Raw genomic sequence first — 25,683 nt, 5'->3', positions numbered from 1 at the left:
TCCATCAAAACGATTCGCTCCAGGATTCCGGTTCCCAGGCGTCCATGTTTTCGTCATCCCAGAAGTCATCCTGTTCCATTGGATCGGGTCCGGGAATGGTCGTCAAAAGCCCCTTGAAGGTCTGCACCGTCGCCTTCTTCAGCAACCACTTAGCGCTTTTGAATTTGGCCGCCCGGGCGTCCTTAAAGTTCACGCTTTTCGAATCGTCCACATAGACCGTCTCAAGCTGTACAGTGCGGTACTCGGAGTTGAGCTGACAGTAGAGCGTGTCGACACTTACGAATGTTTCACTCAATCGATTCCAGCCGAGTGCAAAAAAGCCGATGGAAATAGGTGCAAGTGCAAACGATATTGTTGTTGCGCAGGCGACGACGGAAGTGAGCTTGTAGGACTCCGCTGTCGCGGTAAGCAATTCCAGTTTTGCACCGACATTGATTTCTGTATTCGTTCCCGCAACTTCTGAGTATTCGTTCGCCAAGACGCGTTTCACATACCGCCCTGCCGTGTAATTTATTGTTTTCTTTGCGCTTGTGGTGAGTAGGCCGGATTTTGCTATCAGCTCGATATTCTTATCGTCTGAAATAATCTCGATTTCCTTTTTTTTAGCAACGATCGAGACGTTGCCCTTTTCTATCGTCGCCAGGATATTGCCCTGGTTGGTTTTGCTCTCGAGGTCGTTATCGGACCCCGTCACATGCTCACTGATGCCGGCGCCGATGTCGATCACACCCGTCTTTTCGGTTTCGACCACATAACTGCCGCGTGTCGAGAACAGGATGCCCTCGCTTTCCTTGAGCGCCTGGTCCTTGTCGTCTGTCCTCACGTCCTGCAGATATTCAAGAGGAAGCACGACGCGTTCATCCATGTTGATCCGTGGATCAGCCGAATAGGTGCCCATGCGAAGATAGGTACCTTTGGCAATATCAAACGCTGACCCGCGATCAGGTGGAACACCCCATAGTACGTTTGCCACAAAGACCTCTCTACGCGTTTATGACCATTAGATCGGCCCATCCCTGATCTACTGCTGCTTTACGTGCCTTCACGAGGCGCTTGTCCATTCTGGTCATGTCGTCGCTAAGGCTGAGCTTTGAGCTGACGGACCTGTTCAAGACTTTACTGACATCGTAGGTGCAAATCTTGTTTAGAACGAACGCTCTTATTGAGCTGGTTATGTAGAAGTTACTGTTGGTTATGTTTGCGTTTACAGCGTAAACACTGAAATCAAATGATTTGTTGTGTGCATCACCGGCACCCAAAGCCACGGAAACTGATGCTGCGCTGTAAGTTGAAACTTCGAAGGAAACGCTCAATTTGAAGTTTAATCCATAATACTTGCCGCTGTTGAGACCATTCGTCCAAGACAATTCGGCTCCAAGTACCCAATCGAGAAAGTCTCCCTGCGACACACTTTTGCTGTAACCTTGCAGGGTCAGCGTGGTTCCCTTCTTTGCCTTTACGACAATGTTGGCTTCCTCCGATTCCAGTGAAATTGTGCCGTTTTCGTCAGTAGCGTTGGCTTTGATGCTTATCAGACCCTTTTCTGATGTCAGGTACCAGTCGCCATCCACAACCTGAATGTCGTGGTCGCCCTGGCGGACGACTTCAGTCAGCGCATTCCCGAAGGTTTCCTTGAGCTTTTGGTCAGCCTTCAGGATATAGACACCCTTGGCCGAGATCGTTGCAGACTTGAAACTGTTTTGAGCTGACGGCGTCAGCGGCGGCGCTGGACCGGAGAATGCGGCTTCGGGTATGTGGGGTTGCTCGGCTTGCCCAATAGCGGAGTAAAGCCGGAGATACTGGCCACTATAGGGATCTTTCGAGCCTTGTCCGGGTATGGCGAAGTAAAGCCACTTCTTCTGTTCATCTTCTACAGGTGCTGGAATTCCATCTGCGCCCTCTGGCATACCGGTCTCCATTGCTGGGTCTGACTTCCAACGAATTCCTTGTTTCGGGCTCAGCCCATCGGGTTCAGCAGTGTCGCCTGCGATGGCGAGGATACGCCGACGGAATTTGCGCTGAGGCCGTTTTCCTGTGAGGGGTCGGCACCCGAACGAGCCAATTGCTGACCCATCACAATCACATTCGTCGACCCCTTGGTCGAGCGGCACGCACTCATGGGCATGCCTGAAACCACGCCAGGGCCTGGACCCGCGGTACAGGTCGGTATGATTGTCATGGAGGTGTGGATTGGAAATCCCGAATAGAGAAAGCACATCTGGGTCGGTACGGCGGAGGCCCGCACTCCCGTCGCCGGCATCACCGCGGGAACCGGACCGGCAGGTGTCGGTTGCAAATAGGCATCCAACGGTGAGACATCCATTGCCGGTGTCGGGCCGGAGCTCAGTACGTTTGACATTTTGTACTTCCCCTTTACTTCAAGTGCTCAGATGCAGGCGAATTGCATCCAACGAACCGATCAAGGCGAAATCAGTTTACCTTATCGGGATTATAGACTTCCGCCAACAGACGGTCCTGATCTGTCGGCAATGTGCTCCCGCTGGCACCCTGATCGTTGATGTCGTCTGTTTTCGTTCCGTGAAATCTGGTCATTTCGAAACGGGCTTCCATGAAACCGCCCGCACGGCAGTCGGCATGCGTGAAGTCGGCGTGCTGCAAGTCAGCCCGGTCGAAGCGGGCCTCCCTGCAATCGGCACTGTCGAATACACCCATCTGAAGCCTGGCGCCGATAAAGGAGGTCTTGACCGCAATCGCATTGGCGAAAACCGCGTTCGCTAGCTGTGCTCCATCGAACCGTGCTTCAGTCACGTTTGATCCTGCGAACATTGCAAAGGGTGCATTCGCGGAGGCGAAATTGGCCTTTTCCAGGTTGCAGTTGACAAACAGGCTATGGTCCAGATCCGCCTCCTGGAAACGAGCGCCGACGAGTTCGCTGTCCGAGACTGTGTTCCCCTTAAAGCGCTGCTTGGAAAAATCCTGGTAAGAAAGGTTGCTTTGAGCAAAAAGTACCTGTTCGAACGTTGCGCCCACGAGGTCGGACGCGGACAAGTCCGCCTTTGTGAAGGTGGAGCGATGCCATGAAGTGCCGGCAACGTCGATCTTTTCGAATGTACTTTCCAAAAGGGCGCAACGGTTCATGCCGCTATCTGCAAAGCTTGCCTTCTCCAGGTTCGAAGCAATCCAATTGCAATCCAGCAATTTGCAGCGCTCGAACGTTGCCTGTTCAAGTTTTGACGTCATGAAATTGGTGGATCGGAACTTGCAGTCTTCAAAAATGCAAAAGGGTATCGCGCAGCGCATGAACATGCAGGCATCGAACCGGCAGCGCAAAAAGACCGAATTTCTGAAGACGCATTTGACAAAGGTACAATCCGAAACAAGGCAATCGTTGAAAACCGCACCATCAAACGTGCAGTTCACGAAGTTGCCCTCAGCGAGCGCGCGAGACGTTACATGAAGACCCTCGAAGCTCTCTCCTTCGATGGTTAAGCCGTTTTCAATTCTCAGGAAAAGTTCTTCAGTCCGCATGGCTCGGCAACTCCAGAATCGTCCGGCCAATGTTGGCTCCGCTCAGGTCAGCTCCTGCGATGCCAAGTCCAGAAAGATTGGCGCAGTAGAGATTTGCGGACCGGAAACTGGCGTAGGTCGCGTTGCAGGTATCGAATTGCGCCTCCAGCAGATTTGCGGCGAACAGGTTGGCATGGTTCAGGTCCACTCCAGTGAACATTGAACGCCGTGCATCCAGCGCGCGGCAGTCGCAATGGGAGAGATCACAATTCAGGAAACTGCATTCCTGCATCTTCGACCTAAGGAAGAGACAGCCTCTGTAATTGCCCCCAAGAAAACAAACGTGTTGTGCCGTCATGCGGTCAAGGTTTGCACCAGTCAGATCGGTCTTTCCCGCAAAGTTGGACTTGGAGATGACCATGTTGCCCCAGTCCGAGCCCGGTGCGGTCAGGCTTGTGAAAAGGACTTTCTTGAAAACGCAGTTAAACCAGGATGTCTTTGGTGCTTCACATTCGACGAACGTGCAGTCCGTGAACCTGGACTTGTCAAACTTGGCTCCAGAAAAAATACAGTTCAGGAATACGCAGTTTTCAAAAGAACAGTCCTGCAGGCTTGCCCCGGAAAAGTCGGCTTTCGACAGAACTTGTTCAGTGAATTTCGATCCGTCAAAAACAGCATCCCTGAAGATGGTTTCCAACCAATACCGATCAGAAAAACGACAATCGATAAACCGGGCATTCGGCGCCACGGACTTAGAGAGGTTTGCGCGTTCAAAGTTGACGTTCTCAAGCCGCGCATTTGCAAGTTGGGCCTCGGTCAATGCCGCAGCAGTCAGATTGGCTTGGCTCAGGTCCGCATCATTCAGGATACTCTTTTCCAGCAAGGCACCCGACAAATCGCGGCCGCCTGCAAGGTTTCTTCCGCTCAAGTCTGCCCCTGCAATGTCGCGGCGTGAAAAACTCTCTCCGCTCGTCAGCCGCTCGAAAATCAGCGCGCCCAGACGTCGGCGGACATCGTCTGAATACGTCTCAAGTGGATAGACCGCTTCCGGAAGCTTGGAGCGCTCATGATCCTGCTCTGCCAGAAGTTGACGTTCCTCCTGATCAAGGTCAGCGTAAAAGTCGTCGACGGTCATCGAGGCTGCAGTTCGAACCTCGTCAAGAAGAGCGTTTGCATCAAAAGCATCTTGATTTTGAGCCGCCATACGCCCGACTTCTTCCGAGATGACTTGCAAGGGAGATGCTTCTTTCCCCGCGATCCCGGGCAGCAGATCGGCCAGGGCGGTATCCACCTGATCGAGTGCCGTTTTGGTTTCAGCGGTCGTATCCGCGATCAATGCGGCTGCTTCTGCTGCGGTGTCGGCACCGGCACCGGAAGGCGCCGGTGAAAAAAAGTCCTCAGTCGCGTCAGCAACGTCTTCGGGGACGATCGAACCCAAATCTGGCGCAGTTAGATCGGGCGTATCCAGATTGCCGAGCTCTTGTTTCAGTTTATAAAACGGATCTGCCTCGGGCATTGCGAGTGCACGTGCACGTGCCTTCTGGAACAACTCCTCATCGCCAGAGCCATCGGAGATGATGTTCAACTGCTTGAGGATATCGTCGACTGTCTCGTTGACGGCGTCCTTCTTGATCTTCGATGCCTCAGGCACATCTTCAATCTTTGGGCTGGCATTTGCAGACGGCAACCTTTTCGCCGTCTCTGCCAGATGAGCCGGATCCGTCAGATCGTTTATAGTGGATCTGAGTATGCCGCCAGCACCTGGATCAGCGGATTTAACCGCATTTTCCAGTGCAGCTTCGGGCAGTGTGGGTAATGTGATACCCGATTGCTTAATAAAGGCGTCGGCTTCAGCGCTGCGCTGATGCGCCGAGGTTGCGAACTCTTCTGCTGCCCGGAGCGATTTTTGAAGCGATCCGACCATATCGACACGCCCGGCGACAAGATCATCCGGGTCCGGAAGCGGTATGCGTGGCACGTCGGGCAATTTCATGCCTGGAAGCAGAGCCTCGGGAAGACCGCTCTTCGACTTCATGTCCTCAAGGGAAGCATGGAGATGCCGTTCGGTCTTTCGGGCAACCTTTTCCGTATAGTCCCTGGATCTTGCCTCGACGGCCTGAAGGTCTGCTTCCGACAGCGCAGGCATGAGCTGTTGTTCGTTCAGGGCGTGGAGCGGTCCGTCGACCGGGTCGGTTCTCAAGCGGAAGACCTCGGCATAGTGCTCCGCAGAACGCGGGTTTTCGGACAGACGTTCAAGGCCCGCAACAAACCCGGCCAGCGAATGGATCACTGCATCCGTGACTTCCAGAAGGCCTCTGTAGTAAACCCCCGCCAAGGCGTCGGAGCCGAAGATCCAGAGCGTGTCGAACTTCAACCCGATTTCGGTAAGGGTTTCCGCCTTTTCGTCATGAACGGCAAAGAGGCGCGGAACGAGACCGGGCAAGTGTCCGCGCAACTCCGGCACATCGGCCTGCATGCCTTTCACAAAGACCGTCTCATCGCCGCAGAGCGGTTCCTCCAGTCGCTGATCCTGGGGCGCGACGTTGAAATAATCGAATTTGAAACCGGGTGGAGGTCCGGGGAACGTTGTGTGCATCCAGGCGCTGTCGACCTGACCCAGGCAGGACTTTCGAAGCGGGTGCTCAACGTCGAGCGGACCGAAGAGCACGGGTTCGGGAGAGTCGTTCGGATGCAGGACGAGGTCTTTGGGATTTTCGATATTCGGCAGCGGCGCATAGCCGAATTGCCGCATCACATGGTCAATCTGAAAGCCCTTGCCCAGCTTGTTGACCGCATGGGTTTCGCCGCCAAAAGCATGTCGTGGGTCAAGCGGTAGACTTTCAAAGGGTTCGGCCTGCGTCAGAGTGAAGTCGTCGCGGTGCTGCCGGGTCCAAAAGCGCTTTCCGAAGACCAGCGCTGCCTTGCGAAAGTCGCCGACTGAAACCGACACCTCAACTGACTGAGCCGGGATGCCACCCGGCGCATGCGCTTGCCCGGCGATGAGGACTTCAGGCTGACCTTTGGGAAATCCGAGGTCGGCAACAGTACCCGCTGGCATCCGTCCGCTTGAAATCGAGAGATACTGATCCTCTGAGACCAACGCGTCGGCCTGAGAAAGATCCGCTCCATAATACAAGGTTGCGACAAGGTACTTCGCGCTTCCAAACGTTTGAACGTTCTGAACGCAGGAAAGCTTCGTCGGTTTGATCACCTTCACCATGAGCGAAAACGGGCCGGTATCTGTCGCGTTGAAGGATCAACTTAACATCTGATGCGGATTTGTTGAGTTTCAATTGTGTAATGTTGATTGGGCTCGCTCTGCGCCTTTGCGTTGAGCCATGCATGGCGGCAACTTTCAGCGTGGGTCTCGACCGTCGGTGAGCTGCGCGCCTAAGCTCTGATGCAGAACACCATCAGGGCGATGCCGTCGACTCTCGCAGGACGACTTCCCCGGCAATCGCTTTGTCATTGGAGGCAGACATCGTTTCAAAAATCTGTTCAACCGCTGCAAGCGCAAGCGCCTCTATCGGTTGACGAAGGGTCGTCAGCCGCGGGACGACGAGCGATGCAAGGGTTATGTCGTCGAAACCGGCGACGGAGAGATCTTTCGGCACATCCAGCTTCAAGTCACGTGCGCAGCGTAAAACCCCGATCGCCTGTTGATCGCTGGCTGCCGCGATTGCGGTTGGCCGCGCGTTCGCTGACGCGTTGGCGAGTATTGTCCTGCCGAGTTCTTCGCCGGCGTCATAGTCAAACTGGCCCTCATGGACCGTAAGCTCAATCGGATCGTCGGGCGTTGAAAGGGCTTCGATCCGTTTCACAAAACCCTCCCTGCGGCTTTGCGCGACATCCATGCTTAACGGCCCGGCGATGTAGGCGATCCGCCGGTGGCCAAGCGCATGAAGGTGGTCCGCGATCTTTTGAGACCCGTCATAATGATCCGTCGCGATCAAAGGGTAGTTTCCAAATCGGCGATCGAGCGAAATAATGGGTACGTCGGCTCTCTTGAGGTTCTTTCCGGCGGCTGTTGCCACAATAATGATGCCACGGACAGCGCGATCGAGCAGCGCGGAAATCTGCGTTCCTTCCGTTTCGGCATCATCGTGGGAGTTTGCCACCATGACGGAATGACTGCGTTTCGCCGCTTCCATTTCGACATTCTGGGCGAGCTGCGCAAAAAACGGATTGGTGAGGTCGGGCACGATCAGCCCGATCACGTCGATGCTGTTTGTGCGCAGCGCGCGTGCGGCGAGGTTGGGCTTGTAGTCAAGCTCTTTCATCGCGGCCTGCACCTTGAGCTTGAGCGGATGCTTTACGGTTTCGTTGTTTGCCAATACACGCGATACTGTACCAACTGACACACCGGCCTTCCTGGCGACGTCCTTGATCGTTGGCATGTCCCGCAGCACTCCTTAACCCCTTCTTTCGTTGAAGCATTCCTGAGCGCGCCAATCAAGTGCCGCCTGGATTTCAGGCAAATTCCGGAACATGGAAGGTGTCCAGGTCCGAGCGGGTCGGCAACGAAATGGAAGCTCCCTTGCGGGTAGTTGCAATCGAAGCCGCGCGCAGCGCAAAGGCGATTGCATTGCTCATCATTTCACCTTCGCTCAGGGATGCCGCCAATGCTCCGTTGAAACAGTCACCGGCGGCAACCGTATCAACGCTTTTCACCTTGAGTGCCGGCAGTGATCCCTGACGATCATCGAAAGACCAGGCAACGCCGATGTCTCCCATTGTCACAATGGCACCGCGCAATCCCCTTTTCTGGAGCGACTTTGCCGCTTGTTCGCCGTCGGATAGCGTCGTGGGCTGCGCTCCCAACAAGATTCCAGCTTCATGTGCGTTTGGCGTCAGAACGTCAAATAAACCGAATGTTGCGTGCTTCCAGGCGGGGTCTGGAGCGGGGGCCGGATCCATGATGACGAAACTCCCGGCTTCGCGCGCAATTCTGGCGGCCTCCAGGGAGGCGCTCAATCCAATTTCGTTCTGAAGCAAAAGAATACCGCTGTTCCGGATGACTTCTGAATGAAGTGTCACATGGGCACTTGAAACAGACTGGTTCGCACCGCTGGACAGGCGGATCATGTTGTCACCGTCGGGTCCGACATCAATGAACGCAAGACCCGTTGAGACGCTCGGAACCTCAATCAGGCGGGAACTGACACCCGATTGGCCGAGTTGCGATCTGGCATCTTGTGCGAAGCCGTCTCTGCCAACCGCTCCGACCAGGGTGACGTCCGCGCCAAGCCGAGCGGACGCCACGGCCTGATTGGCTCCCTTGCCGCCAAGTGACGAATTTGTCTCGCGGACAGCAACGGTTTCACCAACTTCCGGCCAGCGATCAAGATAGCTGACCAGATCGACATTGACGCTGCCGACAACTGCAATAGGTTTCAAAACGCGACCCCGCTCGTCAGGATGATGTTGGCGTATGGTGTGAATTCCCCGGTGCGAACAATCGCCCGCGCGTGGCCCGACCGTCGTTTCAGTTCTTCATGCGAAAACCGCAATACGGCCACCGAATTCCCGGTCTGCGCGGACCACAGTTCAATCTCTTTTCGCATCAACGCGGATACGGTATCGGGCGCTTCTTCCGCCCACATGGCGCTTTCTATGATCAGTTCGCCGCGCAATGCCCGCAGCACATCCTCAACACCGGGCACGCCTTCGCTGACGGCAAGATCGATAACCCTTACGCCATGAGGGGCTGGAAGACCTGCGTCGGCGACGATGATTTCATCCATATGTCCGAGCGAGGCCACAAGCTCGCTCAGATGCCGGTTCAATAGCGCCGTACGTTTCATTTCGAAGTGTACTTGGCGCGGTAGTAGTCAAGCACGACGGCAACGATGATGACGACACCCGTAATCATCTGGCGCATGAAGTCGGAAAGGCCTATCAGGATCAATCCGTTCGCCAGAACGCCGATGATGAAAGCGCCCAGCAAGGTTCCGATCACAGACCCGCGTCCACCGCTCAGGCTGGTGCCTCCGATAATGACGGCGGCAATGGCATTGAGTTCAAAGCCAATACCGGCAATCGGACTGGAAATATTCAGCCGTGCCATATAGACGATCGCCGCAATACCGGCCGTGAAGCCGCAAATGGTAAAGGCTGCGACCTTGTACCAATAGACCGAATGGCCTGCGAGACGCACCGCTTCCTCATTGTTGCCGATACCGTAGAGCAGCCGTCCGAAAACAGTGAAGTTGAGCACGAACCAGGCTATGAGAACCAGGAACAGAGCAACCAGAAACACCACCGGAATGCCGTAGATCATGGCAGAGCCAAATTCTTCAAAGGCATACGGGAATGAATAAATGGTCTGGGCGTCAGAAACCTGAAGCGCTGCTCCGCGCGCTATGTTGAGCATCCCCAACGTGATAATGAATGACGGCAAAGCCCAATAGGCGCTGATGACGCCATTGATCATGCCGCAGAGTACACCCGTCAGCGTTGCCGCGACGATCGCGAGTGCAATTGCCTCCGCCGGTCCGAAGCCCGGCAACGTGATCGCCTTGCCGGCGACAACGGCTGCAAATGCCATCACGGAACCGACCGACAGATCGATTCCGCCAATCAGAATGACGAATGTCATGCCGACCGCCAGGACCAGATTGATGGTGATCTGCGTCAGAATGTTGGTGATGTTGTTCGGCGTCAGGAAGTGCTCCGTAAACACCGAGAAAAAAAGAATGAGAGCCAAAAGTGCAAGGCCGATGCCGGCGTTCTGCAGAATGGTGCGTATGGAAAAACGGGTTGGTTGGGGCATGGTTTCAGAAAGGGTCTGCGTTGTCATTGCGTGTGTCCTCCGGCCTGCCGGGCCTGGCCATAGGCCAGTTTCAGGATGTTTTCTTCCGAGAATTCGGGACGCTTCAGCTCGCCTTGGATTTCATGTTCGGCGAGGACAAGAATGCGGTCTGCGAGCGTCATCAACTCCGGCATCTCCGATGACACCACGAGCAACGCCACGCCGCTGCGCGCCAGCTCCTTGAGTATTGTGTAGATTTCCGCTTTCGCGCCGACATCGACACCACGGGTCGGTTCGTCCAGCAAGAGCACTTTCGGGTTTCGTGCCAGCCATTTGGCGAGAACGACTTTTTGCTGGTTGCCGCCTGAAAGGCTGGACACAGCGTCTGACAACTTGCCGTACTTCAGCTTCAACCGTTCGCCGCCTTCACGCGAACACCGGTTTTCTTGCGAAAACTGCAGCAATCCGGATTTGGAAACGGCGCTCATGTTGGCAAGGGAAATATTTGCGGCGATCGGCATGTCCAAAATCAGGCCTTCGTCCTTCCGATCCTCGGTGACAAAGCCGATGCCGGCTGCAATCGCATCGCGTGGTCCGCTGAAACGCACCTCGTTGCTTCCTTGGAGGATGCGGCCGGACCTGATCGGGTCGACGCCGAAAATACCTCTCAGGATTTCCGTTCGCCCCGCACCTACAAGTCCTGCAATGCCGACAATTTCGCCATGCCGGAGCTCGAAGGAAACACCGGTCTCTTTCGGGTTCGCCTGCGTTCGAATATCTTCAAGGCGCAGTGCGACCTCGCCGGTCATTCGGGATGGATCGGCGTCGTTGGAAGTCGCGGCAAGCTGGCGGCCGACCATCTTCAGAACGACCCCATCGGGCGTGGTCTCAGAAATATGGTCCGTCCCGATGGAAACGCCGTTTCGAAACACTGTCACTCGGTCGCAAATGGCGAACACTTCGTCGAGGTGATGAGACACGAAGACGACCGTGACACCTTCATCCTTGATGGACGCAATGATATCGAAGAGCCGTTTGGTTTCCCGCTCGGTCAGCGTTGCAGTTGGTTCGTCCAGGATCAGGATCCGGCTTTTGCATTGCAGCGCCCTTGAAATTTCAACGAGCTGGCGATGCGCGATCCCAAGAGTGCTGACCGGGGCTTTGACGTCTATGTCGGTCAGGCCAATTGCATCCAGTGCCGTTCGCGCGCGCCGGTTCATTTCCTTTTTGTCCAAAAGGCCGAAACGGGTTGTCGGCATTCTTTCCACGGAGATGTTTTCCGCGATGCTCAAATGATCCAGCAGATTGAATTCCTGGTGAACAACCTGGACACCAAGTTCCTTGGCAACGTGCGGGTTCGCTGGCCGGTAGTCTTCGCCTGCCAGAGAAATGGTGCCGGCATCGTGCGGAAAGACCCCGGAAAGAATTTTGATGAGAGTGGATTTGCCGGCCCCGTTTTCTCCAACAAGGGCATGTACTTCGCCCATTTCGAGCGAGAAACTGACGCCATCAAGTGCCTTGACCCCAACAAAGTGTTTCTTCAGTCCTTCAACGGACAGAAACGCAGGGCTCTTGGCTGGTTCGGGCGAGGTTGCAAGCAATGCGGCTGCCATGGTGTGTCCAGTCAACTTGCTTTGGAAGGGGAGCCGCCCCCGCTCTCAGACAGAGCAAGGCGGGGGCGCCTGGGGATCGCTTAATTGGCGGTCACCAACTCGATCGGTGTCTTTACCCAGCCTTCAAGCGCCGGGCCGCCCTTGACCACCTCAAGTGCGAGGTCGATGGAATTCGCTGCCATGTCGGTTCCGAACTGATCGACAGTCGCCAGCATGCGCCCATCAGCGATCATCGGGCCGACCGCAGGAATATTGTCGAAGCCGACGACAACGATGTCGTCACGGCCCGCGCTTTCCAGCGCCTTCACGACGCCGATGGCCATGGAGTCGTTTGCTGCCATTACACCCTGTATGTCCGGATGCGCCGTCAGCATGTTGGAAAACACAGTGTTGGCTTCTTCTGTTTCCCAATGCGCTGTGCGGCTATCGAGCAATTCAAGTTCGAACTCGGCGACGGAATCTTCAAATCCGAGGCGTCTTTGGTTTGCATTGTCAGCGCCTGGATTGCCTTCGATGATGACGACCTTGCCACCTGCGCCAAGTTTTTTGCCGAGCGCATCACCGGCGAGTTTTGCACCGCCGCGGTTGTCGGGTCCGACAAAGGCGAGTTCGACACTCTGTTGCGCCTTGGCTTCCGTGTCCAAGGCCACATCGAAGTTGACCACGACAATGCCGGCTTCCATTGCCTTCTTCAGAGGGCGGACCATTGCTCTGGAATCGGCAGGGGCCACCACGATTGCATCGACACCCTGTGTGATGAAATTTTCAACCGCGTTGATCTGCGATTCAAAGTCTGTTTCGTTCTGCATTCCGACGGCGAGCAATTTGTAGTCGCCACGCTTTTCTTCATGGGCCTGAGCGCCCGCCATCATGTTCTGAAAAAACTCGTTGGCAAGCGACTTCATGATGAGGCCTACAACCGGTTTGTCATCGGCTTGAGCGGTTCCAGCAAGCAAAGCGAGACCGGTCGCTGCCGCGGCAGCGATTTTCAATAACTTCATGATTTTCCTCCCTAAAAAGGTAACGCCTTTTCACATCGGGCTGCTGAGGTGAAGTGGCTAAATAAGGAAAACACGGGACAGGAAGTCCGTCAATATGAAACGGTTCATTTTTTTGAATGCATTCATTTTTGCGCTGTGACTACCAACGCAGTGCGCTGAATTCGTTACCAAATGAGACTTGAAAAAAAATATGCCCAGTGCCCGAAAATGAGGTGGAAGTAGCCTGGTTTGTTGTGAAGGACAGCATTGGAAGTCGGCTATCGTCGAACACTGTTTCGGTCACCTCAGCGGGACGGCGCCAGGTCTTTACCGGTTTTGAAGGCTGTATCCGTCGTGTGCCAGTGAAGCGACCGAGATTATTGGAGAGGGTTCGCAGCGAAGACCATTGCTACGTCACACAACTTATCTTGAAAGGCGATGATGACAGGCAGTGCAGAAGTCTCATTGTCGGCGGACCATACCCAACCTAGATTGCTTCAATGGCAATCCAGCAGAACAATCCCGACATCGACGCCCTGCATCAGTCTATCGCCACAAGGCTCCGTGCATTGGGCGACGTTTCTCCATATGCGTCTGACGCCGATGAGCCTGACACACGTTACCTTGCTTATGGCGTTCGAGCGCCGCAGATGAAGCGATTTGTTGCAGGCTACAAGGCTGACTTTCGTGACCTGGCGACGGAGCAGAAGATTGAACTGGCACGGCGGCTTATCAATTCAGGATATGGCGAGCAAAAGACTGTTGCGCTGGCCCTGTTGGAGCAGGCCTCAAGCTATTTCTCACCGCAGCATTTTGATCTCCTGGAGCAACTTCTAAGGGGATTGCATGGGTGGAGTAAAATCGATGCATACACCGGATCATTCCTGAGGTTCGTTCTCGAAGCTCACGAGGAGGAGTTCATTGACCTGCTTCGGTCTTGGACCACAGACGAGGATCTCTGGCTTCGCAGGGCGAGTGTTGTCATCTTCACACGAAAGGTCGCGAAGTCAGGCCTTCATAAAGACACAGCGCTTGCCAATTGTGATGTGCTGGTCAAAGACCCGGAACGTCTGGTGCAAACCGGAGTGGGGTGGTGCCTGCGGGATCTTATGCGTTGGCATAGAGAGGACGTGCTGCCTTATGTCGTTGACCTGCGGACCAAGGGGGTGAGCAGCACGATTACGCTCTACGCCCTAAGAGACATCAAGGGTGCGCTTCGCGAAGAAATATTGAAAAAGCACACTTAAGGAACACGGTCTCGCGCTTGACACAGGTCGAACGGTCGCGGCCTGTTTTGCCGCTCCGATCAGTTGCTGCGCAAACGCATCATCCCATAGGACCGGCACAGGCCGGGTGCAATTCGGCGGCACACGCTGTCATGGAGTGGGTGCCGGATACAGTCATCGTTTGGTGTCAAACCAGTCAACAGCATCGGTGGTCAGGTAAGGTGCTGCCCCTGTTGTTGCCTGACGTTTGCCGTCGACCCGGAGAGGTGACAGCAGAGAATGAAACGACTGTTCGCCGCGCTGAACGTCACCAATCATGCCGAGCTTCTGAAGAATTCCGGAGTTGATCAAATCGTGCCAGTCCATCACTGGCGCCGCCCAAAGGTCGGCCTCGACCATTTTCTCAATCCATATGTTTGTTGGCTGGGTTTTGAGGTGGTCATTGAGTAGCCGGGCTATGTGATCCCGATCCAAAAAGGTATCCAGGCCTTCCAGGGACTGGTTTATTCCAAGACAGGCAAACAGGTCTTGCAGGTCATTCATGGCAACTGCGATGTGTCCGTCTGCCGTCGCATATACGCCGTAGGGTGCTGACAGGTAGGAATGCGCAGGATTGTTGCGTGGACGTCTGGGCGTTTGCCGTCCATCGTTGAGAAACGTCGACAGCAATTCGAACTGAAGATCCGTAATCGCCTCGATCAGACTGGTCTCGACGACGCCTCCTTCGCCCGTTATTCCGCGCCTGACCAAAAGCGCCAAAATGCCCTGTGTTAATGCAGCGCCGGCAAGAACATCGGCGACCGGCAAGCCGATTGCGACGGGCCCGTGTTGTTCCGCACCTGACAGCCACATGATCCCGCTCCGGGCCTGGGCCAGAAGATCCTGACCCGGCAGCGCCGCCCAGTCATTGTCTCCGCCGTATCCCGAAACCGAGCCGTAGACAATCCACGGGTTCCTTCTACGTACGGCGTCCGCTCCAAACCCAAGACGCTCTATAACGCCTGGCCGAAAATTCTGGACAACCACGTCGGCATCATCAATCAGCTTCCAGACCTTCTCGCGATCCGACTCCAGTTTCAGATCGACTGCAATGGAGCGTTTGCCGCGGTTAATGGCGTGAAAGATCGTGCTTTCTCCATCAATCAGCACGTCCGACACGTACAGATACCGGGAGAGATCACCTTTTCCGCTTTTCTCGATCTTGATGACATCGGCGCCGAGGTCTGCAAGGCGGAGCGTGGCGTAAGGGCCGGCGAGAAACTGGCTGAAATCGACAACCTTTAATCCGTCCAAAGGAGCAGACATATTCATTTTCAGTGCCCCTCGTTAAAGCTGGAGGCAAACGCGCCGTTCATTTCAGTGATCGCGTTTTCGATACCCGTCTCTTCCGTCAGAGCGGCGTTGACGATCTCAGATGCTGATTGCTGAAAGGCCATATAACCGTCGTGGCGTGGCCTCAGCCAGGCGGCCTCGTGTGTCGCCCTGGTATTGCGATAGGCGTCCAGAACCGGCTCGTTTACGCGTGGATCGGCCCAGGCAACAGCATTGCCGGGCTGACCGTTCGCGTCTGCGTAAATGCCCGACTGACAATCTGCGCCCGCCACCCAGGCAGCAAATTCACTGCAAACCTCGGGCTCTGTGGTTTTGCTGGAGACTGCGAGGCCTGTGCCGCCAAGCGCGGAACCAATCGGACCGGACTTGCCGAGGACTGGAATATCGGTGAAGGCCAACCGGTGGCCCCGGTAGCCTGCGTTCGAATAGCCTTTGTAAAGATAAACGAGGGGCGCTATGCGAAGGGTCGTCTCTTCGCTCAGCCGGTCCATCGCGGCAATCGGGTCCATGCCAAAGCAGGCCGGGTCGATGTGATCGGTGACAGCCTTCAATTCCAGAAAGACGGTTTTTGCGACATCTTCGGGAAGAAGGCGCGTGCGTTCGGACCCGCACGGGCACCCGATGTTGGCAGCAAGGGTATAAATACACATAAGCGAGTGCGGCGGGCGCATTGGCAAGACGACGGCGCCTTCGCGGGCGACCTGTTTTACCTCCGACCAGGTTTCGGCACGCGCTCCAAGGTCGGGCCTGTGGGCTTGTACCTGGGTGGCTGCGTCTACGGGCAAGGCCCATTGGTGTCCGTTTATCGTGTAGCTAATGAAGCTTTTTCCAACCGTTTCGTTCGCGATCGCCGTCATCGACTGTGCGGGCACCCAGCTGTCCAAAGCCAGAAGGCACCCTTGCCGCGCGGCTTCGCCAACATGCGGATGGTCGATGATCATGAGGTCATATTGGGCAGCCAGTTCCTCGATCGGTGTGCTCTCGAACTCCTGAAGCGAACGTTTGTCCCAGGTAATCGACACGCCTTCATTCTGCTGTTCAAAAGCGGCAGTTGCTGCAATCAGAGGATCGTACCCGCGCGGGTCCGACCAGGTCATTCCCTTCAGAGTGATGGCGTGCGTCATTTGCTTCGATTTCCCAGTTCTTTCGTACAGGCCTCACACAGCTGCACCTGCACCGATTTTCTTTGATATCTGCCGGCCTGCCTCAAGCAGGATTGCCTTGCATTCCTTGATGTTGGGGTCGCTGGTCTTGATCAGGCGTTTGACGAAGGGAACCGTCAGGGATGCCGCGACTTCGCCGCCGAAGCCAATGATGGGAACGGCGACATTGTGGACGCCCTGCACGATCGCTGAAGGACTTTCACAGACCCCGGTCTTTTCCACCTGCTTGACGGCGTTTTCGAACATCTCGAATGCCTTGGGCGAAAAGTTCGGATTTTTTTCACACATCTCGGCGCGTCTTTCCGGGGACATCTGAAAACTCAGACACGCACCGGATGAGGTAAAGACCATCGGAACGCGTGCGCCGAGGCGGACGGAGGTGATGTTGTTCCCGGGAGGGTCGACCTGCGCAATCACGAGAATTTCGTTGCCGTTCAATATTGCCATATGGACAGACTGATTGAGCGTGATTGCGGTCTCCGCCATGATTTCACCGGCAACGGCCGTCAACCGTTTCGTCGGCGGGAAACGGTGGGAGAGTTCGAACATTCGCATCGTGAGCGAGTATCGCTCGCTTGCGGTATCGAGCATCACGTAGCCACGGCTCTGGAGCACCGCCAGCATCCGGTAGATCTCGCTTACCGAACGGTTCAGCGCCTGGGCGATTTCCGTCTTTTTCAGACCCTGAGACTGCTCGGCAAGAAGCTCAAGGATGTCGAGGCCCTTGGACAGGGCTGGCGCGCTGTACTTGAGATTCGTTTCAACGTCGCCTGTATCCTTGGTATCTGCCAGTTTTCCTGCCACTGTGCGCCTCCATTTCCCCGGTGCTATCAAGACAAACTCAGATGGTGTGCCTCATAGCCGCCACAGTCTGCAAGCGTTGATGTGGTAAAGCGCCTCGCGATCGGTCGTGGACCAGCGTTCCGTCAAAGCGTGCGTTGCAGCCACCCAAGTGGGCAAGCCGCCACCAAGGTTGCACACCGGGCTGTCCGATCCCCACACGATCCGGTCTGTGCCAAAGGCATCCACGGTCTCTTCGACGAAGGGTCTGATGTCGTTCAGCGTCCAGGTGTCTGGATTGCCATAAGCAACCACTCCGGAGATCTTGGCGAAGACGTTTGGCCGTTCTGCCAGAGCCTTAACGCCTGTGCGCCAGGGCTCGAATGCTCCGGCTGCAACGTCCGGCACGCCGCAATGATCAAGAATGAAGGTGACATCCGGGCAATGCGACACGAGGTCGAGCGCCAAGTGTAATTGCCGCGGCAGAACACATAAATCAAAGGTCAGCCCGGTTCCCGAAAGTCGTTTGATGTTGTCCCGGAACGTGACGGTCGTGCCGACGTCATCCGGAACGACATGCAGAACGCGGCGAAAGCCCTTGATGTTTGGGTTGGACCTTGCGCGTTCCAGAAACGCGGCGAAGTCGTCGCTCTCCGGTCGGCAGGACGAGATCATTCCGCGCATCATGCTGCCCGGTGCGTCAATCAGCTCGTCGATCACCGCGGCTTCTTTCTCGATGTGATGCTCCGCGACATCCACCTCCATATGCAGGCATCCACCAATCCCCAAACGGGCGGCGTCGCGGCAGTAGGCATCGAAATGACTGTCCCTGTTCAATGTGTCGAAATCGTTCAGCCACGGATACTTCAGCCGGTCCTTGTAGATCAGGTGAAGGTGGGTATCGAACAGCATCATGAGGATCCTCCCTCCGTCCAGATAATCGTTGACTACATATAAAAGTCAAGTTTATATATGAAATAAATGGAGCGAGGAGTGGGTCTTCACCTTGCTTGTTTGATGGGAGGAACTGATGGGAAATCGCAGACTGAAATCGTTGCTATGCGCCACTGCACTGGTAGCTGTCGCGGGACATGCCGGTGCGGCTGAATTCGACGGTGTAACGCTTCAGGCCAAGCTGATTGGTGGGCAGCAATACGAGGCGCTTTATGCCCGCATTGGTGAGTGGGAAGCCAAGACAGGTGCCAAGGTCGAGGTGATCTCGAAGAAGAACCACTTTGAACTGGACAAGGAATTCAAGTCTGATCTTGCGGCAGGAACACTGGGCTGGTGCGTTGGTTCCAACCACTCTTCCTTTGCGTCCCAGTATCCGAGCCTCTACACGGATCTGACGCCTTATCTCACAGCCGAGTTCATCGGCGAATATGTGCCGTCCAACATCGCGGCCTCCAAGATCGGCGACGCGCTGGTCATGCTTCCGCGCGCTCAGTTCGATGTCTCCGCGCTCTACTATCTCAAATCAATCTATGAGGACGAGGACAACAAAGCCGCTTATAAAGCCAAGACCGGGCGTGAACTGACTCCTCCCGACACCTGGGACGAGTACAAGGAGCAGGCGATCTTCTTCACGGACGCGCCGAATTTTTACGGTACGCAATACGCCGGCAAAGACGAGGCAATCGTCGGACGCTTTTACGAGCTGGTGATCTCCGAAGGCGGACAGCTCTTTAACGATGACTGGTCGCCCGCATTCAACTCGGACGCAGGCAAGCGCGCGTTGGCATGGTTCGTCGATCTCTATGAGGCAGGAGCGGTTCCTCCCGGCACAACCTCCTATCTCTGGGACGACCTCGGTCAGGGCTTTGCCTCCGGCACGATTGCACTCAATCTGGACTGGCCGGGCTGGGCCGGTTTCTTCAATGGTGAGGATTCATCGAAAGCGGCCGGAAACGTTGGCGTGAAGGTACAGCCCGCCGGCAGTGCCGGTGTTCGCACAGGCTGGTCCGGGCACCATGGCTTTTCCGTCACCGAAGCGTGCGAGAACAAGGAAGCGGCTGCATCGCTGGTTGCCTGGCTGACCAACGAGGACAGTCAGAAACTTGAGAGCTCGGCGGGACCGCTCCCGACACGCACCGCGGTATGGGATCATGTGGTAAGTTCGGCAGAGGGCGACGCGTACAGAACTGAAGTGCTGAAAGCCTTTCAGGCGGCTGCCTCTCATGCGTTCCCGGCTCCTCAAACGCCATACTGGATCGAAGCGACGAACCTCATTTATCCGGAGCTTCAGGCTGCGATCCTGGGAGACAAGTCGATTGACGAGGCTCTGAGCGATGCTCAAGAAGCGGTAGACGAGATGATGCAGGAAAACGGCGTCTATTAAGACAAAACCTGCCCGGAAAGAGACCGGTCTTTCCGGGCAATTGCCTGCTTTAAAGCGTAATCTCCGTAACAACGACCGTTTCAGCCTTCAAGGACGCAAGCAATGTCCCGCTTCCGGCCGCCTCCGTGGTTTGTTCTGCTGCTGCCAGCCATAATCATTCTGACGGCGGTGGTCCTGATCCCGCTTCTGCTTTCGCTTTATTCGAGTTTCACACCGTACCGCTTGACCCGGCCGGAAACGCTGTACAAGTGGATCGGAACCTTCAACTACGAAAAGGCGATGAAAAGCGCGCATTTCTGGGCGGCATTCGGAAGAACAATCCTTTTGCTGACGATTGCGCTCAATCTTGAAATGCTGATGGGTCTGGGGCTGGCGCTGCTGGTCAACAAGGTGACATACGGCCAGCGGGCGCTGCGAACCGTCATGATGTTCCCGATGATGTTCTCGCCGATCCTTGTCGGGTTCCAGTTCAAGTTCATTTTCAACGACAATGTCGGTTTGGTGAATAATGCCCTGCAGTCACTCGGGCTCTCGAACGTTGCGATCCCATGGCTGGTGGATGGTCAGCTCGCCTTCTTTTCAATTCTTGTGGCCGAGATGTGGTCTTCCACGTCAGTCTTCGCGATCCTGATCCTTGCCGGTCTTTTCGCCGTGCCACGAGACCCGATCGAGGCAGCAAAGGTCGATGGCTGTACACCCTGGCAGAGTTTCCGGCACATCACGCTGCCCTACATCATGCCGTTCATCTATATCGCACTGGCGATCCGTTCGCTTGATGTCGCCCGGGCCTATGACATCGTTCAGATCATGACAAACGGCGGGCCTGCACGAAGGACAGAACTGCTTTGGACCCTGATCGGGCGGACCGGCTACGTCGATGCCAAGATGGGCTACGCCAATGCGATGGGCTACATCTCCATCTTCCTCGCAATCTTCTTCACCATCTACTTCTTCCGCAAGCTGAACGCGGCGCGGAGCGAACTTGGCATGGCGGGCTGAGACATGAACGAAAACCTTCTCTATCGAATTCGCGCGCGTCTCTTGAAGATGTTGCACTTCGTGACGCTGTTCATTGCCATGTCGATCATTTGCGTGCCGGGGCTTTGGGTGGTTCTCAACTCCTTTCGCCCGACGGTCGAGATCATGGCCAAGCCGCCGGTTTGGGTCCCGGGAGATCTCAATCTCGACAATTATCGCGCCATGTTCGGCGCGGTTGGGGAGGGCGGCGTGCCCGTGCTCCAATATTTCACCAACTCGCTGATCATCTCCGTAACGTCTACTTTGATCGCGATCCTGGTCGGAATGGCCGGCGGATACGCCTTTGCCCGCTACAGGTTCAAAGGCAAGGCGTCGATCTTCATCGGGCTGATGCTGACACGCGCGGTTCCGGGCGTTTCACTATCGCTGCCGCTCTTCATCGTCATGGCCAAGACCGGGCTGATCGACACGCATATCGGACTGATCCTTGTCTACGTGGCCCTCAATGTCCCGTTCACGATCTGGCTGATCGACGGGTTCTTTCGCCAGGTTCCGGTCGAACTGGCGGAAGCCGCCGAAATCGACGGATGCACGCGGTGGCAGGCCTTTTGGAAGGTCGAGTTTCCGGTCGCCCGCGCCGGGGTCGCTTCTGCTGGCATCTTCGCTTTCCTGACCAGTTGGAACGAATATGCGCTTGCCAGCCAACTGACGCGCTCGACCTTTTCCAAGACGATGCCGGTGGGGCTGCGCGATTTCACAAGCGAGTTCACGATCAATTGGGGCGGCATGTGCGCGCTGGCGGTCCTTATGATCATTCCTGCGCTTATCCTGACCTTCCTCGTCCAGAAACATCTCATTGCCGGCCTCACCTTCGGCGGCGTCAAAGGATAAGACACGATGGCTCAAGTCCACCTGCAGAAGGTTGTCAAGAAATACGGCTCGTTGCAGGTCGTTCACGGGATTGATCTGGAGATCGCCGACAACGAATTCGTTGTGCTGGTCGGCCCATCCGGATGCGGAAAATCCACAACGCTTCGAATGATCGCCGGCCTTGAAGCGATCTCCGGCGGTGACATCAAGATCGGAGAGCGCCTGGTCAACGACTTGCCACCGCGCCACAGAAACATCTCGATGGTTTTCCAGAATTACGCGCTCTACCCGCACATGACGGTGCGCGAAAACCTCGGGTTCTCACTCAAGATCGCAAAGCGGCCGCAGGAAGAGATCGACAAGGCTGTGGGCGAAGCCGCGCAAATACTCAGCCTGACGGAATACATGGACCGAAAGCCTGGCGCGTTGTCGGGCGGTCAGCGTCAGAGAGTCGCCATGGGCCGCGCCATCGTCCGGCACCCCGATGTTTTCCTGTTTGATGAGCCGCTTTCGAACCTCGATGCAAAACTGCGCACGCAGATGCGGACCGAGATCAAGAAACTGCACCAGAAGGTCAAATCGACGATCGTCTATGTGACGCACGATCAGGTCGAAGCCATGACCCTTGCCGATCGCATCGTAATCATGCGGGACGGTTATATCGAACAGGTCGGAACACCCCTTGATGTATTCGAGACGCCTGCGAATACTTTTGTTGCGACCTTCATTGGCTCACCGCCGATGAACCTCCTGCCCGGACGCGTTGCGGGCAATGAGATCGCCATCGACGGCGGGCCAGCGATCGCCATTCCAGAACCTTTCACCGGAAAGGTACAGGACGGTCAAAAGGTCATTCTGGGTTTCCGCGCGGACAATCTGATGCCGTCCGGACACGCCATGCCGATGGAAAACGGGTGTGCCGAATTTGACATGACCGTCAACCTCTCCGAACCGCTCGGCACCGAAACGCTTCTGTTCGGATCGCTCGCCGGCAAAGAAGTCCAGGCGAAAATGTTGAACCCGCGTCCTGTTGCAGATGGAGAACGATTGCAGTTCCGCCTCGACCTCGCGCGCTGCCATCTGTTCGACGCTGACAACCAGCAAGCACTGAGGTAGCCCGATGGCCAGGATCACCCGTGTCGAGATGTTCATGGCCGACCTTCAGCCGAAGGTGAAGCGCGTCGATGCCATTCAGAGCTTTGTAAGCCAGGAAACACCTTTCGTCAGAATTTCCGACTCTGACGGCGTCTCCGGTCTGGGCTACAGCTACACGATCGGGCAGGGTGGCCCGGCCGTCATGTCGCTCCTGCAAAATACCCTCACGCCACAGCTGATCGGCCGGGAGGCCGAAGAGATCGGGCGGATATGGCGGGACCTGTTGTTCTCAACGCATGCAACAGCCGTTGGTGCCATCACCTCTCTGGCTCTGGCCGCCATTGATACAGCTTTGTGGGATCTGCGCTGCAAGCGGGCTGGACTTCCCCTTTGGCGTATGCTTGGCGGGGCGAAGGATTCCGTCCCGATGTACACCACCGAAGGCGGATGGCTGCATATCCCGGCAGAAGACCTCGTCGAGGATGCGCTTGCGGCTCAATCAAAAGGCTTTGCAGGCTCCAAGATAAAGATCGGACGACCACATCTGAGCGAAGACCGTGCTCGCCTGAAAGCGGTGCGCGAGGCAGTTGGCGACAGCTATGAAATCATGGTCGATGCCAACCAGTGTTTCTCACGCGCAGAAGCGACCCGGCGCGCCAAAGTCCTGGAAGAATTGAACATCGGCTGGTTCGAGGAACCGATGCCCGCCGACGATGTGTTGGAACATGCCCGTCTGGCCGCAAGTACATCCGTGCCTATTGCGGTCGGAGAAAGCATGTACTCGCTCAGTCAGTTCAAGGACTATCTGGTGGCAGGCGGCGCCAGCATCGTGCAGGTAGACGTTGCGCGCATTGGCGGCATTACGCCATGGATGAAGGTCGCTCATCTTGCAGAGGCACACAATGTGCCTGTTTGCCCGCACTTTCTCATGGAACTTCACGTGAGCCTTGTCTGTGCAATCCCGAACGCACCCTGGCTTGAATACATTCCGCAGCTCGACAGTTTGACGGCCTCGACAATGCGCATGGAAAGAGGCTGCGCTATTCCGTCGAACGTTCCAGGGTTGGGCATTGACTGGGACGAGGACAAGCTCGCAGCAGCCTGCATCAAGACGTTCAACAGCGAAATCTCAGCGTAGGAGGTATGTCATGCAACGCATGGGCATGATGATCGGCCTGGAGGCAAACAAGGTCGCCGAATACAAGAAGCTGCATGCCGACGTATGGCCTGGTGTCCTGAAGATGATCTCCGAGTGCAATATCCGGAACTATTCCATCTATCTGAAGGAACCGGAGAACATCCTCTTCGGGTACTGGGAGTATCACGGCGGCGACTTCGCGGCTGATGCAGCGAAAATGGCGGCCGATCCTGAAACGCAGCGGTGGTGGGATGTCTGCATGCCCTGCCAGGTCCCGCTCGAAACCCGAAAGGACGGGGAATGGTGGGCGATGATGGAAGAAGTATTTCACCTCGACTAGCCGCAGGCTTCAAAGACTGAGCAACACAGATGTTCGACACTCTCCGACAGCACTGGCCGAGGCCCGCCAATCCCAAACCGATTGTTATTTTTGGGGCCGGGTCCATCGTGACCGATGCCCACCTGCCGGCGTATTCCAATGCAGGTTATCAGGTCGCGGGTCTCTATGACCCTGACCTCGACAAGGCCAGGGCGGTGTCCGAGGCGCACAACATACCGTTGCTGTCTACTCCGGAAGAAGCCTGTTCCAAAGAGGATGTCATTTTTGATCTGGCCACGCCTCCTGACGCGCATGCCGGTATCCTTTCAGTGTTGCCGGAAGGGTCGGCGGCCTTGATCCAGAAACCGATGGGCAGCGACCTGGATGGCGCAACGGAGATCTTGCGGATCTGCCGCACACGCAGCCTGTCTGCGGCGGTGAACTTTCAGTTGCGGTTCGCACCGATGATGCTCGCTCTGCAGGATGCCGTAGGCCGCGGTGTTCTGGGCGAAATATTGGACTTTGATGCGTGGCTTGCGCTGAACACGCCCTGGGGTCTCTGGAAGTTTCTCGAACCGCTTCCGCGCGTGGAAATAAGTCTTCACTCCATCCACTATCTGGACTTCATCCGTGGGCTGCTTGGAGACCCGTTGGGTGTTCACGCCAAGACAATCGGACATCCCAGTTCGAAAATTTCTCAGACCCGTACAGCTGCGATCCTTGATTATGGCGATCGTGTCCGCTGCGCGCTCTCGATCAACCATAATCACGCATTCGGCCGCAAACATCAGGCATGCGAGTTCCGCATCTGCGGCACGAAAGGCGCCGCCTATCTGCAACTGGGCGTCAACCTCGATTATCCCAATGGCGAGCCGGACATTCTGGAAATCAACACGGGCGACGGCTGGCGCAAAGTGGATCTCGACGGCGCCTGGTTTCCCGATGCCTTCGCCGGCCGGATGCATCAGCTTCAACGCTTCGCCACCGGGGAGGAGGACACGCTCGTCAGCAGTGTCGAAGACGCCTGGAAAACGATGGCGCTGGTCGAAGCCGCCTATGAAAGCAGTGCCGCACCCGCCACTCCGATTGCAAGGATACCGCAATGAACATCCAGACAATCTACTACGAGGATTACAGGATCGGCGATGTTCGGGAAACGTTCGGGCGGACCATTACCGAAACCGACTTCGTCGTACATGCCGGCCATACGGGTGACTTTTTTCCGCATCACATGGATGCCGAGTGGTGCGCGACGCAGGATTTCGGACAGCGCATCGCACACGGAACTATGGTGTTCTCGATCGGCATTGGCCTGAGTGCAAGTGTCATCAATCCGGTCGCGTTTTCCTATGGCTACGACCGGCTCCGCTTCATAAAACCGGTGCATATCAACGACACGATACGCACCCGGCTGACCATCGACCGCAAGTCACCCGACCCGAAGCGGGAAGGGATGGGGCAAGTCATTGAGAAGTGCGAGGTTCTCAATCAGAGAGACGAAATCGTTCTTTTCGCCGAACACATCTATCTCGTTGAGATGAAGAGCTAAACGAGAAGATTAGCAGTCTAACTAAAGGAAAAGAATTCGGTCATGTGCACGCGGCTTACGTGACATGGTTCAAGACGGGAGGT

Annotated in this window: 24 protein-coding genes; 9 read left to right on the top strand and 15 right to left on the bottom strand. The window is 56.0% G+C overall.

The features are described from left to right. Window positions 1–4: 4 nt before the first annotated feature. The 11 genes from ABVF61_RS07865 to ABVF61_RS07815 form a co-directional block, all read right to left on the bottom strand. Complete coding sequence (locus ABVF61_RS07865) at window positions 5–973, bottom strand: hypothetical protein (RefSeq protein ID WP_353992959.1); 969 nt, start codon at window positions 971–973, stop codon at window positions 5–7. 10 nt (window positions 974–983) lie between these two features. Beyond that, window positions 984–1,907: a hypothetical protein gene (locus ABVF61_RS07860; RefSeq protein WP_353992958.1), complete on the bottom strand. Its 924-nt coding sequence runs from the start codon at window positions 1,905–1,907 to the stop codon at window positions 984–986. Between the two features lie 50 nt (window positions 1,908–1,957). Next, complete coding sequence (locus tag ABVF61_RS07855) at window positions 1,958–2,359, bottom strand: PAAR-like domain-containing protein (protein ID WP_353992957.1); 402 nt, start codon at window positions 2,357–2,359, stop codon at window positions 1,958–1,960. A 71-nt stretch (window positions 2,360–2,430) separates the two neighbouring features. Beyond that, entirely contained in the window at window positions 2,431–3,489 is a 1,059-nt protein-coding gene (locus tag ABVF61_RS07850; RefSeq protein ID WP_353992956.1) for a pentapeptide repeat-containing protein, read from the bottom strand. Then, a complete protein-coding gene (locus ABVF61_RS07845; RefSeq protein WP_353992955.1) occupies window positions 3,479–6,688 on the bottom strand; it encodes a DUF2169 family type VI secretion system accessory protein in 3,210 nt (1,069 codons plus the stop codon). The genes ABVF61_RS07850 and ABVF61_RS07845 overlap by 11 nt, the downstream gene beginning before the upstream one ends. Window positions 6,689–6,881: 193 nt before the next feature. Continuing rightward, window positions 6,882–7,865 carry a LacI family DNA-binding transcriptional regulator gene (locus ABVF61_RS07840; protein ID WP_353992954.1) on the bottom strand — a complete coding sequence of 328 codons (984 nt, stop codon included), beginning with the start codon at window positions 7,863–7,865 and terminating at the stop codon, window positions 6,882–6,884. Window positions 7,866–7,938: 73 nt separating this feature from the next. Further along, the gene (rbsK, locus tag ABVF61_RS07835; RefSeq protein WP_353992953.1) at window positions 7,939–8,865 is read right to left on the bottom strand and encodes a ribokinase; all 927 of its coding nucleotides are present in this window, start codon (window positions 8,863–8,865) and stop codon (window positions 7,939–7,941) included. Then, the gene (gene rbsD, locus ABVF61_RS07830; RefSeq protein ID WP_353992952.1) at window positions 8,862–9,272 is read right to left on the bottom strand and encodes a D-ribose pyranase; all 411 of its coding nucleotides are present in this window, start codon (window positions 9,270–9,272) and stop codon (window positions 8,862–8,864) included. Before rbsD ends, rbsK begins: the two co-directional genes overlap by 4 nt. Further along, the gene (locus ABVF61_RS07825) at window positions 9,269–10,267 is read right to left on the bottom strand and encodes an ABC transporter permease (protein WP_353992951.1); all 999 of its coding nucleotides are present in this window, start codon (window positions 10,265–10,267) and stop codon (window positions 9,269–9,271) included. The genes rbsD and ABVF61_RS07825 overlap by 4 nt, the downstream gene beginning before the upstream one ends. Beyond that, a complete protein-coding gene (locus ABVF61_RS07820; RefSeq protein WP_353992950.1) occupies window positions 10,264–11,832 on the bottom strand; it encodes a sugar ABC transporter ATP-binding protein in 1,569 nt (522 codons plus the stop codon). The genes ABVF61_RS07825 and ABVF61_RS07820 overlap by 4 nt, the downstream gene beginning before the upstream one ends. Before the next feature lie 80 nt (window positions 11,833–11,912). Continuing rightward, the gene (locus ABVF61_RS07815) at window positions 11,913–12,833 is read right to left on the bottom strand and encodes a sugar ABC transporter substrate-binding protein (protein ID WP_353992949.1); all 921 of its coding nucleotides are present in this window, start codon (window positions 12,831–12,833) and stop codon (window positions 11,913–11,915) included. Between the two features lie 479 nt (window positions 12,834–13,312). On the opposite strand from ABVF61_RS07815, the gene ABVF61_RS07810 reads away from it, so the two are divergent. Then, window positions 13,313–14,059, top strand: coding sequence for a DNA alkylation repair protein (locus ABVF61_RS07810; protein WP_353992948.1), 747 nt, complete (start codon window positions 13,313–13,315; stop codon window positions 14,057–14,059). 153 nt (window positions 14,060–14,212) lie between these two features. On the opposite strand, the gene ABVF61_RS07805 is transcribed toward ABVF61_RS07810, so the two are convergent. The 4 genes from ABVF61_RS07805 to ABVF61_RS07790 are packed head-to-tail and all read right to left on the bottom strand — an operon-like array spanning window position 14,213 to window position 18,225. Then, window positions 14,213–15,349, bottom strand: a complete 1,137-nt coding sequence (locus tag ABVF61_RS07805; protein ID WP_502949935.1) for a CaiB/BaiF CoA transferase family protein — start codon at window positions 15,347–15,349, stop codon at window positions 14,213–14,215. A 2-nt stretch (window positions 15,350–15,351) separates the two neighbouring features. After that, window positions 15,352–16,494, bottom strand: coding sequence for an extracellular solute-binding protein (locus ABVF61_RS07800; RefSeq protein ID WP_353992946.1), 1,143 nt, complete (start codon window positions 16,492–16,494; stop codon window positions 15,352–15,354). Window positions 16,495–16,527: 33 nt separating this feature from the next. Beyond that, on the bottom strand, window positions 16,528–17,337 hold the full coding sequence (locus ABVF61_RS07795; RefSeq protein WP_353992945.1) for an IclR family transcriptional regulator: 810 nt from the start codon (window positions 17,335–17,337) through the stop codon (window positions 16,528–16,530). A 51-nt stretch (window positions 17,338–17,388) separates the two neighbouring features. After that, window positions 17,389–18,225 (bottom strand): amidohydrolase family protein, encoded by an 837-nt coding sequence (locus ABVF61_RS07790; protein WP_353993686.1) that lies wholly within the window; start codon window positions 18,223–18,225, stop codon window positions 17,389–17,391. A gap of 118 nt (window positions 18,226–18,343) precedes the next feature. Between ABVF61_RS07790 and ABVF61_RS07785 the strand changes: the two genes are divergently transcribed. From ABVF61_RS07785 to ABVF61_RS07750, 8 genes are all read left to right on the top strand, one after another. Next, on the top strand, window positions 18,344–19,651 hold the full coding sequence (locus ABVF61_RS07785; RefSeq protein WP_353992944.1) for an ABC transporter substrate-binding protein: 1,308 nt from the start codon (window positions 18,344–18,346) through the stop codon (window positions 19,649–19,651). Between the two features lie 102 nt (window positions 19,652–19,753). Beyond that, on the top strand, window positions 19,754–20,650 hold the full coding sequence (locus tag ABVF61_RS07780) for a carbohydrate ABC transporter permease (RefSeq protein WP_353992943.1): 897 nt from the start codon (window positions 19,754–19,756) through the stop codon (window positions 20,648–20,650). Window positions 20,651–20,653: 3 nt separating this feature from the next. Beyond that, a complete protein-coding gene (locus ABVF61_RS07775; protein WP_353992942.1) occupies window positions 20,654–21,520 on the top strand; it encodes a carbohydrate ABC transporter permease in 867 nt (288 codons plus the stop codon). 6 nt (window positions 21,521–21,526) lie between these two features. Beyond that, window positions 21,527–22,615, top strand: coding sequence for an ABC transporter ATP-binding protein (locus tag ABVF61_RS07770; RefSeq protein ID WP_353992941.1), 1,089 nt, complete (start codon window positions 21,527–21,529; stop codon window positions 22,613–22,615). 4 nt (window positions 22,616–22,619) lie between these two features. After that, complete coding sequence (locus tag ABVF61_RS07765) at window positions 22,620–23,732, top strand: mandelate racemase/muconate lactonizing enzyme family protein (RefSeq protein ID WP_353992940.1); 1,113 nt, start codon at window positions 22,620–22,622, stop codon at window positions 23,730–23,732. A gap of 10 nt (window positions 23,733–23,742) precedes the next feature. Then, window positions 23,743–24,072: an L-rhamnose mutarotase gene (locus ABVF61_RS07760; RefSeq protein WP_353992939.1), complete on the top strand. Its 330-nt coding sequence runs from the start codon at window positions 23,743–23,745 to the stop codon at window positions 24,070–24,072. 29 nt (window positions 24,073–24,101) lie between these two features. Further along, window positions 24,102–25,157: a Gfo/Idh/MocA family protein gene (locus ABVF61_RS07755; protein WP_353992938.1), complete on the top strand. Its 1,056-nt coding sequence runs from the start codon at window positions 24,102–24,104 to the stop codon at window positions 25,155–25,157. Beyond that, entirely contained in the window at window positions 25,154–25,600 is a 447-nt protein-coding gene (locus tag ABVF61_RS07750; protein ID WP_353992937.1) for a MaoC family dehydratase, read from the top strand. The genes ABVF61_RS07755 and ABVF61_RS07750 overlap by 4 nt, the downstream gene beginning before the upstream one ends. Window positions 25,601–25,683: the final 83 nt, after the last annotated feature.

It is taken from the genome of Roseibium sp. HPY-6 (assembly GCF_040530035.1).
Lineage (GTDB): Bacteria > Pseudomonadota > Alphaproteobacteria > Rhizobiales > Stappiaceae > Roseibium.
The sequence above is the reverse complement of the archived record's forward strand: the minus strand, read 5'-3'. Positions and strand labels throughout refer to the sequence as shown.